This is a genomic window from Bacillus sp. LQ01 (assembly GCF_057624735.1).
Genome location: NZ_JBYEZL010000002.1, coordinates 1240839 through 1253605, shown reverse-complemented (window position 1 = coordinate 1253605; position 12767 = coordinate 1240839). Strand labels below are relative to the sequence as shown.

The window sequence follows — 12767 nt, the reverse complement described above, 5'->3', positions numbered from 1 at the left end:
TCCATTTATTCATAAATAAAACGATAGAGTCATAACAGGTCATATCACGATTCCATCTTTAACACTATAATTATAGCGTTAAAGTTAAAAATATACAATATAAAATTTAAACTACGCATATGTCAGCTTGTAACTATCCATAATAATCCATATAAAACATAACAAGGAGTAAGCGAATAAATGGGGTCTTTTAATAAATGGATTCGTGGTGAAAAATCTTTTTCTACCCAAGAGCAAGCTAATCACACATTAAATAAATCTATCTCTTCTTCCCTTTCCCTTAATTTAAAGCACTTGTCCAAACTGTTTAGCGGTATTCCAGAATTAATAACACGCACTTTTCCATTAAAAAACGGACAGGAAGCTGCACTTATATATATGGAAGGACTTGTAGACAAAACTGTTATTAACGTAAACATTCTTCGTCCTCTCTTATTTAAAGAGTGGAATGAAGACGATTTTTGGGAAGCCTCTGTTTCTATCGGAAATATTAAAAAAGTTCAACAGTGGACAGACATTGAACAATCTCTTTTACACGGCAAAAGTATTTTATTTATAAACGGGCAACTATCCGCTTTAGAGCTTGATACGCAAGCGGCACCAAAAAGGAGCATTGAAGAACCTACAACAGAGAGCTCCATAAAAAGCTCACACGAAGGATTTAATGAGGTAGCGAGCGACAGCCTTGCACTTATTCGTCGATATATTCCAAATCGCGAATTGAAAGTGAAGGAATTCACTGTTGGTGAACGAGCTACTTCAAAGGTTTTTTTGCTTTATCTAGCAGATGTTGCGAACGAAAATGTCGTAAAAGAAATGGCATCCCGTATCGAGTCAGTAAAAGTTGATGCGATTCTTACTACTGGTGAATTAGAAGGATTTGTTGAAGATAATTCCTTTACTCTCTTTCCGCAATTATCAATAACTGAACGTCCTGACACAACAGCACATCATATTCTAGATGGGCGAATTGCCGTTATTGTAGATCGCTCACCAGGCGTATTAATAGGACCTATGACCTTTTCATCCTTTTTTCAGACGATAGATGATTACAGCTTCAGACCTATGATTCCATCTTTTATACGACTCCTTCGTTTCACTGGACTATTTATTGCAATATTTGCTCCTGCTCTTTATATTGCTATGATTTCCTTTCATTATGAAGTAATTCCACTTAAATTATTGTTAACAATTGGAGAATCTCGAGCCAAAATTCCTTTTTCGCCTATATTAGAAGCACTTTTGATGGAATTAGTACTTGAAATGCTACGCGAAGCTGCAGTTCGACTTCCCGGTCCCGTCGGACAAACAATTGGCGTCGTAGGAGGGATTGTTATTGGACAAGCTGCAGTTCAAGCAGGATTCGTAAGTAATGTTATGGTTATCGTCGTATCTATTACCGCAGTCGCTTCTTTTATCATTCCCAATCTGGAAATGTCAGCAGGAGTTCGGATTCTTCGCTTTCCAATGATGATAATCGCTTCTTTATTCGGAGTCATTGGAATTATGGTTGGAATGTCAGTTATCATCATCCATATTCTTTCTATGGAATCACTTGGTGTTCCTTACGGTAGTCCTTTTTCTCCATCATTTGCTACGGATTTAAAAGACGTTCTTGTGCGTTTGCCATGGAAACTAATGAAGAAACGACCACTATCCCTTAACTTAAAACAAGAAAATCGACAACCGGATATAGAAGAAAAGGAGGAAGATAAGTGACAAAGCGTGTAAAGAGGGAGATTAGTTTATTTCAATACATTTTAACGATTAGTGGTGTTCAAGTAGGATTCGGTGTACTTACACTGCCACGTGAAGTGGCCCAAGGGGCGAATACAGATGGCTGGATGTCTATTATTATAGGATGCGCTATCACTACTTTAGTCAGTCTATGTATTGTAAAAATCATGGAGAAGCATCCTGGTTACCATTTACTTGATGTGCTAACTCGTTATCTTGGAAAATGGTTAGGAAGAGTAGGAATGATTTTTTGGATTTTATATGCTGTTCTTGCAGCGGTTTCTTTAATTTTTTCCCTCTTATACGTTATTCACATTTGGATTTTGCCTAGATCTCCAATGTTTTTAATCATGATGCTATTATCTATTCCAATGGTAATGCTCGCATGTAAAGGTGTTCTTATTATTAGCCGCTATGCTGTTTTTACTGTCTTATTTACACTCTGGATGCCATTACTATTATTTATCCCACTTAAAGATGGGCATTGGATCTATCTTCTTCCTCTCCTTAAAGAGGGATGGATACCAGTTTTCAACACAGTAAAATCAACTATTATTGCCTTTCTCGGATTTGAGTTTGCATTCGTCCTTTATCCTTACCTCAGTAATAAATCATCTGCAAAAAAAGGGATTGTTATTGCAAATATGATTACTTTATTCGTTTACCTGCAAGTGACGTTCGTTTCTTTCCTTTATTTTAGCCCAGATGGTATAACTAAGTTTTTATGGCCTACCCTTTCTCTCGTTACACCATTTCACTTTTCTTTTCTGGAACGATTTGAAATTATCTTTTTGTCATTTTATCTCTTTATCATTTTTGATTCCTGTATTCCTTATATTTTCACTGCTTCAGATGGAATTAATCAATTACTTAACAAAAAAAGCAGTTCATTACCTATTTATGGTTTATTATTCGGGTGTATCTTCATCTTATTCTTTTATATCCCTTCCTCTTACCAAATAAGTGCGTTGCGAGAATTTTGGGGAACTGCAAGTTATTTTATCGTTTTTCTATTCCCGGTCGTATTTCTCTTATACATGACACTTTATCAGCATTGAAAAAGGAGAAGAGTTTAAATGAGGCGCTTTATTCATTTCACTATACTTTACTTTCTCATAACCTTTTTAACAGGCTGTGGAGATCGACTCGACTTAGAAAAACAATCGATTTCATTAATTTACGGCTTTGATGCAAAAGCAAAAGGAAAATTAATTGTGTACCACGTAAATCCTATTTTTAATGAAGACGTAGAAAAAAAGTACGAAACACATGAAGCGAAAGTACGTACACCTCGAGAAGCAAAAGCAACGTTTAATAGTTCAAGTGGCGGTTTAGTATCTACAGAAAAGTTACAGCTCATTTTATTTAGCACAAATTTTTTAAAACAAGAAGGGGCTATGCCTTACCTTGATGTTTGGTATCGTGATCCTAAAAACACTGGAAACATGCGCATGGTTGCAGTAGACGGTCCAATTTCTTCAGTTATATATAATAACTTTAAAGATAAGCCTGCCCTTCCCGAGTATTTAACAGATTTAATTAATACGAACAAACTGTACAATCGGACCGTTTTTACGACATTCCATGAATTTCACAGGCAAACGTTTAATAAAGGTATAACACCTGCTATTTCAGAAATAAAAAAAGGTAAAAAGGATGTTATCGTTACTGGTTCCGCGCTATTAACTTCTCGCGGAATTTATAAAATGTCATTAAATCGTTATGAAAGCGCCCTTCTTCTTTTGTTACAAAAGAAAGCGAATACACCGGTTTCGCTTACATTGAAAATCCCTTCTACTTCAGTTGAAAGTAATAGTGATTTAAAAGATACCGATGGCGGCGATTTCGTAACAATAAATGTTCTTAGCATGGATCGTGATATCCATACAGATTATAGCGATAACCACTTCAAATTTCATGTTAAAATGGATTTGAAAATTGCTGTCTCTGAACTTACATTCAATATGGATATAGACAAAGATAGAAAGAAATTAACTTCTCTTATTACAAAACAACTAAACAAAGATTTGAACGATTTAATCCACAACATTCAAAAACAGCAACTTGATCCATTCGGATTTGGTGATTATGCGAGAGCGTTTCAATATAAAGAATGGAAACAAGTCGAAGATGATTGGCCGAGTGCCTTTTCAAAAGCTAATGTGAAAGTGGCACCAACTATTAAAATTTTAGAAAATGGGATTATTAAATAGAAAAAACACGCTACTTGTTCTTATATGAATAAGTAGCGTGTTTTCATTTCCATTACAAGTATTATTTCAATGGACTATACTTTATTTCTATTTCTAACATTACTATGTTTTTTAGCATATACAAAATATATGAAAACCCCTATTATAATCCATGCCACAAAACTAATTAAAGTAAGCTTAGAAAGGTTCAATGCCAAATATATACAACTTACTATTGAAACGATAGGTAAAAAAGGTACTAGAGGGGCACGGAATGGCCTCTTCATATTAGGATGTGTCTTTCTTAATACAATGACAGCTATAGATACAAACACAAATGCTGTTATCGTTCCCATATTCACTAAATTAGCTAATAAATTCAAATCCACTAATCCCGCTAATAAAGCTGCTAGTATACCTGTAACCCACGTATTAAAAAATGGAGTTTGTAAACGTTTATGGACACTTGAAAGTCTTTTTGGTAACAGTCCATCTCGACTCATCGAGTAAGATACACGAACAAATGCAAACATAGCTACTAACAGAACTGTTGTTAGCCCTGCTATCGCTCCCACCGATAACAACCCAGCAATTCTATCTTCTCCTACAGTGCGCAACGCATATGCAACCGGATCAGCAACATTTAATTCCGTAAACGGAACCATTCCAGTTAGCACGAATGAAACACCTACATATAGAACGGTACAAATGAACAAGGAAACAAGTAGCCCAATTGGCACGTTACGTTGTGGACGCTTCACTTCCTCTGCGGCTGTTGCAACTGCATCAAATCCTAAAAAAGCAAAAAATACAGTAGCAGCGCCCCCTACCACACCGTGAAAACCAAACGGTAGAAATGGTTGCCAATTCTCTGGTCTTACATATTGTGTCCCTACAACAATAAATCCTACAATAACAGCCAGTTTAATAATAACCATTATATTATTAATTCGTGCACTTTCTTTTGCACCACGGCTTAATAAAAATGTAACAACTAAAATAATAAGAACTGCTGGTAAATCAATGATTCCACCCTTCCCCATTCCTGGTGCCGAAGCAAAAACCGTAGGAATGTGAATATTAAAACCTAGTAGCAATGACTGAAAATATGCTGACCAGCCTGCTGCAACCGCAGAAGTCGCTAATAAATACTCCAGCATAACACACCAGCCAACTATAAATGCAAAAATCTCACCTAGTGTCATATATGTATATGAATATACACTTCCCGAAACTGGAACTGTAGATGCAAATTCAGCATAACAGAAAGCTACACATGCACATATAATTGCCGCTAATACAAAAGATAATACAATCGCCGGACCAGCATGTTTCGCTGCTACAATACCAGTTAATACGAAAATACCTGTACCAATAATTGCTCCAATACCTAAAAGAGTTAAATCAATCGCTCCTAAAGTTTGATTCAATACTTTTTTCTTTTCTTCATCCATTGCTTTCTTTATGAAAAGACTCATTCTTTGAAACCTCTTTTTCAAGTTTATCTCTTACTTGTTACATTCTTTATTACTGTTCTATTTTAAAAATAAAAATATACATAGTTCACTTCCCCTATAGACTTAGTAACCCGTCTCAATAAAAACAGAAAAATCAATCTCTTTATACCGTATTGAATTTTCAAAATATTAACCATACCAAAAAACCATTAAGAATGCTGATTGAATTTATCATACAATTAATTATATTGTCAATAATAAATCACTCAAAAATAATCGGCTGATTATGTATCAAATGTTATTTTTATACATAATTATTTTCTCAAAAACATTGTTGTTTTCCACCTTAATATTCATATGCATTTTATTACATTGATTTTCATACAATTTTCATTACATACAATGTAATGAAAATCATAATAACCTCAAATGAATTATTATTCAAAAATAATAATTCATTTGAGGTTATTTCACCATTTTAATACTAACAAAAAAGTGCAGATTTTCATCTGCACTTTTTTTTATTCTTCCACTTCAGCTTCTGCACTACTATTTTCAAGATGCTCCTTCTGAGCTTCCTCTTGCAACTCTGCTGAAATCATCCCATAATAAAGTTCAGGATATAACCCAAATATTTGATATACACTTCCTAAAAACGGCATCAGAATCCCTCTTTTCTAAAGTTGTATTGCCACTTTTAAGGATTCCCTTTTCATTCACTATACATTCGTTTTTGGCGTTTCTTCTTCATCTTGAATACTTAATAAATTTTGCCATTTTTTATACGGAGCGCTATTTGGATCTACATATCCTTTCGCATGCGAGCGATCCCACAATTGTTTAATAAACATTTCTTTCTCTTTCTTTGCAACCATATCAGCACCTGTGCCGTAATAGTTCTGGAAATACAACTCGATTTCATCAAGGAATAGTCTTAATAATTCATCTGATGTTTCTTCTAACGTCGGATCATACTTCGCTTCACGGTCATACATTAAAATCATGTCTAAAAGATTGTGGACATGTTCTTTTCTAAGCCATCTTACATCTTGGGCTCCTAATACGAACGGATGTGTATATAAATGTCCACCTTGTATCATCGCCTTTTCTTGCTCTTCTTCAAATCGTGACAAGATGTTTTCATAAATAAACGGATTATGAAGCAATGCTCTGTGTAATTTATAACTTTCGCTTGAAATATTTTTTCCCATCGACTGAATTAAAAAGCTACGTCCCACACCGTTATATTGATACACAAACTGTCCATCAACAGCAACTAAACTAATCCAGCGATACATATATGCGTATAGTAATGCACGATTACATTTATCATAATCTAATTTTGTTTGAGTCGCGTTTAAATCTGGCATAAAGGCTGGTAAGTGCCAATACTTATCTAAATGCGGCGTTAAACTAGATTTTTTACTATTTAATTTGTTTACACGGCGATAATACGATTGGAAATAGTCACCTTTATCATTCATAAATCCGTTTGAAATATGTCCTGATGATAATTTAGGAAAGTCCTGCAGCGATAAGCCGTAATGCGCTCGATAACAGATCACTTCAAATGGCGAAAAGGCTTCATGTACTGTATCTTTTTCTTTAAACATTTCTTGAATTAATTCCTCTTGCAGCTCTTTCTTTAAAGAAGGATGTATACCCCAATATTGTAATTCCCTATGATGAGCAACTTTCGGAACGAATGGACTCGCTAAATGGAACAGGTCTTCAATTTTTTCACGAACGTATTCATCGCGATCACGTTTCTTATAATCTGCTTCTTTTCGCAACGCTTCAATGATATTCAGTTCTAATTTATCACGATAGCGTACTTGCAGTTCGTCATAACAATAGCTCAGTATATGTTCTCGGTAGAAATCCTCTACCTTTTTCGACTGAATCTCTTCTGTTTTCGCATCACGACAATATTCCCCGTACAAACTCATATAAATTTCCGCTGATATATCTTTCGGTAGTACACCTAAATTTAAATGTTGCTGCATATCTTGCCATATCTTTTCTTGCAGCTGTTCCTCAGCTAATACATATACATTCGTCGGGTTTGTTTTCCCTTCAAATTCCTTACTGCGCTTTTGGATTTCAAACAGTAAATTTTCACGTGTTTCATGTAAATTATCAAAAAATCTTTCCCAATATTGAATCATTTTATTAACTGCTTGATATAGCGATTGATATACAAGTTCTAATAGCATTTCTTTTCGATATTCATTTAATTTGTGTACATATTGCGTTATAATGTCTTCAAATTCTCTTTTGAATAAACGTTGCTGATTATTAATCATTTTTCCAAACCAGCCTTGTTGTTGAGCAATTTCTACTCGGCGTACAGCCGTTACCGTTCCATCGATATTACCCACATTAAATTTTTTATCGTAGTTTTGAATTACATTTCGCTTTTGTTCATTATTTTCATGTAGTCGATTCATTTTTTCCACTAACTGCTTTCGAATTTCATATAACATAAAACGTGCTGCTACTGGGTGAACTGGATCTGTTTTCTTTAAAAACCATGTATTTAATTGATAGGACTGCCCTTCAGAACCACTTGGTGAAAAGCGGTCTGATTCAATCATGTCATATAAAAGTGTCGTTACATGTTCATGTACACGGCTCGGAATCGCATACGCATATAAACGAACCGCATGATCCACTCTTGCCACTTCACCTTTCATTTGTTCCATCATTTTCAGTTTCGCAGCTGAAATTTTACACTCATGTTGCAGACGATTTAATTCCTCATCTTTTTGCACCGTTCGTTGTACATAACTTTCTACAGCTTCTAAAAACAGTTTTGATTTCGCAACTCCGAGCTTACCACCCTCTGCTCCTTCACGTGTTTCATTGTACATTTGTCTATAGAAAATATGAGCTTGCTCTGGACGGGTAGCAAGATGTTCCAAGTCCTCTAAATAACTTTTACCTCTCTCCGGCTTTTCACGCTGCATCCCACGTTTTACATCTTGGTCATATCTTTGCTTCTTCTCTTGAAACAGTTGATCTAAATGAAGCCACGATTCATCTAAACCTTGCACAGCCCATTTTAAAGCACAATATTTTAACACATGCTCATACGGATAAATGAGTTTTGCCGTTCCTGCCCCGCAATATCGTCCTTTTCCGCTTGATTCTGCTAATTGCTGAATTTGATTGTCTTCTTGTGCAAAATGACTTGTGGACATCGGGCTAAATAACTGTAAATAAATTGTATTTGCCATCTGTTCCATATAATCTGATAAATTGTGTAAATGGTGTCCATGTAGGTTTTCATAATCGTATAAGAAACAATAATTGTACGGTAAATGATGTTGTTTAATTGTATGATTCGTTCTTCCGTCTTCATCTACTTGATCAGGGCGATACTCTAATTCAATTGTTACACCGCCGCGTTTTGATAATTCTCCAGTAGAACCGAGCGTAATAGCATGTAATTCTTTTAACGATGCATAGCCATTTGCTTGCACCGTTTCAAATTCTTTCGTGCTAACTGTTCTCGTCTTTACTAAAACATCCGGCATTAAAAACGCACCGCGTATTAAAATGTTATGATGCTGCAATTTCTTCCGAAGCATTTCACGTAAATATAATGCAATTTGCAGAAACATCCCTGAACCTGTTCCGCCTGCTAGTGATGTTACTATAATGACACGCACACCATATTCCGTTTGATCACTTGTAACCGGAAAAATTTTCTCGATTTCTTGCCAAAAAGACGTCAATTTATCTTCTTTCATCGCAGCACGTAACGCTAAACGTGAAATAACGCGTAACTGTCCTGCTCCTTCTGTTAATGGCTTATCAAGTATAGTCGGATCCATCGGAAACCACTCTGGGATCGTTGGATCTCCTGCAATATACTCCCTAGGCGTTTTACTAGAACTTGTTTGTGTCTTAAACTTTCGAATATGATCAAATTTACTTAATGTATTCACATCTGTATCAAATACGTGCATTGCTACCTTTTTTCGGCGCTCTTCAGGCAGTTTTTCATATATTTGATGCGTCACAGTACTACCGATTCCACCTAAACCAATTAATATTGTTGGAACTTGTAATGTCATGTGAACCACCTTCCTATTCTTGCTTGTTTGAAAAAAGGGAAAGAGAATGAATACTCCATCCCCTTCTTATCCCTACCTACTATTCACATTCGTACTTGTAAATCTCCTTACCATATCCTCTATCAATTAGTAAAAGTTCATTTGGATATAGTGTCTTATGTTCCATTCCTACTTCATCCTCTGTTATAAACATTCCATCAATAATCATTCCAACTACTTGTGATTCTTTCGCTACAAAGACAGATTTCGAACCTTTCTTCGCTATAAATGTAACGGATTGCACAGTTTTTCTTTCTGCTCTAAATGGGATCCCAAAATAATGGTTCCACCATTTATTTCGAAGTAATTCTGGTTCAGATTGATATAGCCAATCTTTCGCTACCTCTTGATCCCATTCATAATACAGTAGTGCTTTCCGGTGAAATCTTGGCCGAACAATCCATCCTAAAACAATGATTCCTACTACTAACAGTAATAAAGTGATAGGAATGACAAACTTAAAAATAAGCGCATATTTTTCATAAAACGGAGCATCTTGAATATGGAATGTTATGTTTTTCTTTACTTCTTGTAACTTTGAATCCTGCATTACGATGGTAGCTTCTACGGTGCCGGTATCTGTAAAATTAAATGTGTCGGAGTAATAGGGACGAGGATAAACATAGATTTGATTTCCATGTTGCTTTATTTCATAGTTGATTGATTGTTTAGATGTGACACCAGTAGATTTTAATAGTTTCTTTACAGCCTCTTCTGTCATCGGCTTACCATCTAACTGTGGTTGTATAATAAACGGTTTACTATTCTCTAAATTTGTCACTTTTTCTTCATAATCTTTTGTAACAGTTTGAAGTGATAATTTCGGTTTCTCAGCTGTTTCAATTTTAAATTCTTTCGTCTGTCTATAAAACCCCTTTATATTCATATGAACTTTCCCGCGTACTAACCCTTTACCAAGCTTCGTTTCGTAATAAAACACATGCCTTTTATCGTTCCACTTCATTGCATATTGTTTTCCGTCTATTTCTACTTCTGCCTGAAAGTAAGAAGACTGAACTGGCAACTCCGTAGGCCTTGCTTCAATAACAGCTGTCACACCTTCATACATTTCCTCAACATTTTTTCTATCCTTATCCTCTTTATCATAAGTAGAAACAGTATAATTAAGTGCCGGTTCGACTAGTACTTGTAACCCTTCTTTCTCAATATCTCGGTCCACTTCTATCGTATAAGTTCCTGGTTTAATAACTTCCTCATTTTCCGTACTTATATGAACTATATTTCCGAACAATTTTGCTTCTCCTGGTGCATGTATGGAAAAAGAAGATTGTAATTGTAATGGTTTAGAAATTTGTGTGACCTGATAATCGGGCAGAGAAGGCGATTGTCGTACAAGCGTCATACGCTTTAACGGAAACGGTGTTGTAATCTCTACTCTTTTCCCCACTACTTTCGTTTTTACAATCGATTCAACAGAGGAGAATGGATCACGATTTGCAACTAATGCTGCCACTTGATTTACACTTTTTACAATGCCATCTTCTCCGCTTGACGGCATCGTAACACCATTTATCTCTTTCTTCCATATTTCCTTGAACGTATTTAGTTGTTCTTTTTCTTGTTGTCCTAAATCTTCTTCCATCGTAATTAAGACTGGATGTAACGATATCTTTTTTGCATCCATTTCTTTCTTAAACTGGGCTAATTTCTGCAAAATTTGTTCTTTTCCGCCAACCTTATCTTTCTCTAAATCATTAAATGCCCCGTCAGTTAATACAATAAGCCAAAATTCACGTTTTCCATCTATATCTGCTTCCTTTTTTATAGATTGCATCGCCGTTTCTACCGCGCTAAATGGAGTATTTAAATACGTTTTCCATGCTCCAATTCCCTCAATTTCTGTTTGCCTTTTATCCTTCGTTAACGAAATGTTTAATGGCTCATTCGGCTTACTCATTGGAACGTAAGAAAATTTATCTTTTTCATCCAATAGCGCAACTAAACTTTGCAAAGCATAATTGGCATATTTCCAGCGATCGTTATTTCTCATGCTGCCCGAATCGTCATATACAAGTGAAACGACCCTTTCCTTTGCCTCCTCTCCTTTTGCAAAAGCTGATAAAGGTAAACATATAAATAGAAACAACATGAACGTGGCACAAATTCGGATTTTCATGATGAGGCTTCGCCACCTTTGTAGACAAATTCCTATGTTTAAATTTATGAGAGGAAACAAGATATATGACTTGTATTTTAGGACAACGAACCCAGCATAATTTTATTATGTAAACAGTTATAAGAACTGAATATTATTCCTTCTAGCGTTTTCTATCCGATACTATAAGTAAAAAAGCCTGTTTAAGCTCCACACTTAAAACAGACTTTTCCTACTTTTTATTTTAAAAACACATAACAAAAAGTTTGATTTTTGACTTAACACATCACTTCTATTGTAAATCCACCAGGTGCTTCAACGTAAAACGTATACGCATGGACATGCTTAGGAGGCTCGACCAAAAATCCATCTTCCTTCAATCTTTCATTTATCTTATCTACTTGTTCTTCACTTTCTTGTGGAAATCCTACGTGAAATGTTCTTGGATACTGAACTTCTTTTCCTTTCATTAAAGTTAGTATAAATCCATCATTATCACGCATAACTGCAAAGGCATTCCCTCTTGTTCCACTACAAGTTAGACCAAAATACTTCTCTAAAAACTCTCTAGCTGCTGTTACATCTGTAACTGTTAAATTAAGATGTTTAATTCCCAATCCTTCACCTTCTTTCTCAATTTTCTAACATTTTATCATACAAATAAAAAACACGCCTTCCACAGCGTGTTTCATTGCTTTACATACACTTCAACAATCGGATTCTCTTTATTATCCGCATGCAAGCGTATATTCTCTTCACTTGTATTATAAATACTAGCTAATAACATTATCGTTAACACATTAGGTGTCTTCGCATCACTTCCGTATTTTCTCTCAAGCGCTTCCTTATATTCAAAATCTAAATCCCCCTGCACATATGTATACACTTCAAAACCATCTTCTAAATTGCAAACTACTGTATCAATAATATCTGTCCCTACTTGCTTCTTCATTTCCTCTCGTAACGCTTCAATAAAATCTTCCCATGGTACTTCGTATGTCTGAAACTGATCTGTAGATTTCATGCCTTTTCCTCCTTATATATCCTCTTCTTATATTTCCCCTTTCCTATAACAATTATGATAGATAGGGCATTCGTACAAGCCGCACTTGTCCCCCTTACATATCGTATTACTGTAATGCGG

The 12767-nt window shown here is 35.3% G+C and carries 9 protein-coding genes; 3 read left to right on the top strand and 6 right to left on the bottom strand.

Annotated elements, in window-relative coordinates; all coding sequences use genetic code 11:
• The first annotated feature begins 180 nt into the window (after positions 1-180).
• From AC22L0_RS18915 to gerSC, 3 genes are read left to right on the top strand one after another with little or no spacing between them, the layout of a single operon-like run.
• Positions 181-1719 (top strand): spore germination protein, encoded by a 1539-nt coding sequence (locus tag AC22L0_RS18915; protein ID WP_487272395.1) that lies wholly within the window; start codon positions 181-183, stop codon positions 1717-1719.
• Positions 1716-2795: an endospore germination permease gene (locus tag AC22L0_RS18910; RefSeq protein ID WP_087967723.1), complete on the top strand. Its 1080-nt coding sequence runs from the start codon at positions 1716-1718 to the stop codon at positions 2793-2795. The genes AC22L0_RS18915 and AC22L0_RS18910 overlap by 4 nt, the downstream gene beginning before the upstream one ends.
• A gap of 18 nt (positions 2796-2813) precedes the next feature.
• Entirely contained in the window at positions 2814-3950 is a 1137-nt protein-coding gene (gene gerSC / locus AC22L0_RS18905; protein ID WP_001252211.1) for a spore germination protein GerSC, read from the top strand.
• A gap of 74 nt (positions 3951-4024) precedes the next feature.
• On the opposite strand, the gene AC22L0_RS18900 is transcribed toward gerSC, so the two are convergent.
• The 6 genes from AC22L0_RS18900 to AC22L0_RS18875 form a co-directional block, all read right to left on the bottom strand.
• A complete protein-coding gene (locus tag AC22L0_RS18900) occupies positions 4025-5407 on the bottom strand; it encodes an APC family permease (protein WP_000051665.1) in 1383 nt (460 codons plus the stop codon).
• 500 nt (positions 5408-5907) lie between these two features.
• Positions 5908-6048 carry a hypothetical protein gene (locus AC22L0_RS18895; RefSeq protein ID WP_001116193.1) on the bottom strand — a complete coding sequence of 47 codons (141 nt, stop codon included), beginning with the start codon at positions 6046-6048 and terminating at the stop codon, positions 5908-5910.
• Between the two features lie 57 nt (positions 6049-6105).
• Positions 6106-9468 (bottom strand): tubulin-like doman-containing protein, encoded by a 3363-nt coding sequence (locus AC22L0_RS18890; protein ID WP_487272393.1) that lies wholly within the window; start codon positions 9466-9468, stop codon positions 6106-6108.
• Positions 9469-9547: 79 nt separating this feature from the next.
• Positions 9548-11644, bottom strand: a complete 2097-nt coding sequence (locus AC22L0_RS18885) for a vWA domain-containing protein (protein WP_000702076.1) — start codon at positions 11642-11644, stop codon at positions 9548-9550.
• A 257-nt stretch (positions 11645-11901) separates the two neighbouring features.
• Positions 11902-12240, bottom strand: a complete 339-nt coding sequence (locus AC22L0_RS18880) for a VOC family protein (RefSeq protein ID WP_000511523.1) — start codon at positions 12238-12240, stop codon at positions 11902-11904.
• A gap of 71 nt (positions 12241-12311) precedes the next feature.
• Positions 12312-12647 carry a hypothetical protein gene (locus AC22L0_RS18875; protein ID WP_000842888.1) on the bottom strand — a complete coding sequence of 112 codons (336 nt, stop codon included), beginning with the start codon at positions 12645-12647 and terminating at the stop codon, positions 12312-12314.
• Positions 12648-12767: the final 120 nt, after the last annotated feature.

What these genes read in the sequence shown, in the direction of transcription:
- AC22L0_RS18885 (WP_000702076.1), bottom strand. Translation starts at nt 11,644, where the DNA reads ATGAAAATCCGAATTTGTGCCACGTTCATGTTGTTTCTATTTATATGT.
- gerSC (WP_001252211.1), top strand. Translation starts at nt 2,814, where the DNA reads ATGAGGCGCTTTATTCATTTCACTATACTTTACTTTCTCATAACCTTT.
- AC22L0_RS18895 (WP_001116193.1), bottom strand. Translation starts at nt 6,048, where the DNA reads ATGCCGTTTTTAGGAAGTGTATATCAAATATTTGGGTTATATCCTGAA.
- AC22L0_RS18915 (WP_487272395.1), top strand. Translation starts at nt 181, where the DNA reads ATGGGGTCTTTTAATAAATGGATTCGTGGTGAAAAATCTTTTTCTACC.
- AC22L0_RS18875 (WP_000842888.1), bottom strand. Translation starts at nt 12,647, where the DNA reads ATGAAATCTACAGATCAGTTTCAGACATACGAAGTACCATGGGAAGAT.
- AC22L0_RS18890 (WP_487272393.1), bottom strand. Translation starts at nt 9,468, where the DNA reads ATGACATTACAAGTTCCAACAATATTAATTGGTTTAGGTGGAATCGGT.
- AC22L0_RS18900 (WP_000051665.1), bottom strand. Translation starts at nt 5,407, where the DNA reads ATGAGTCTTTTCATAAAGAAAGCAATGGATGAAGAAAAGAAAAAAGTA.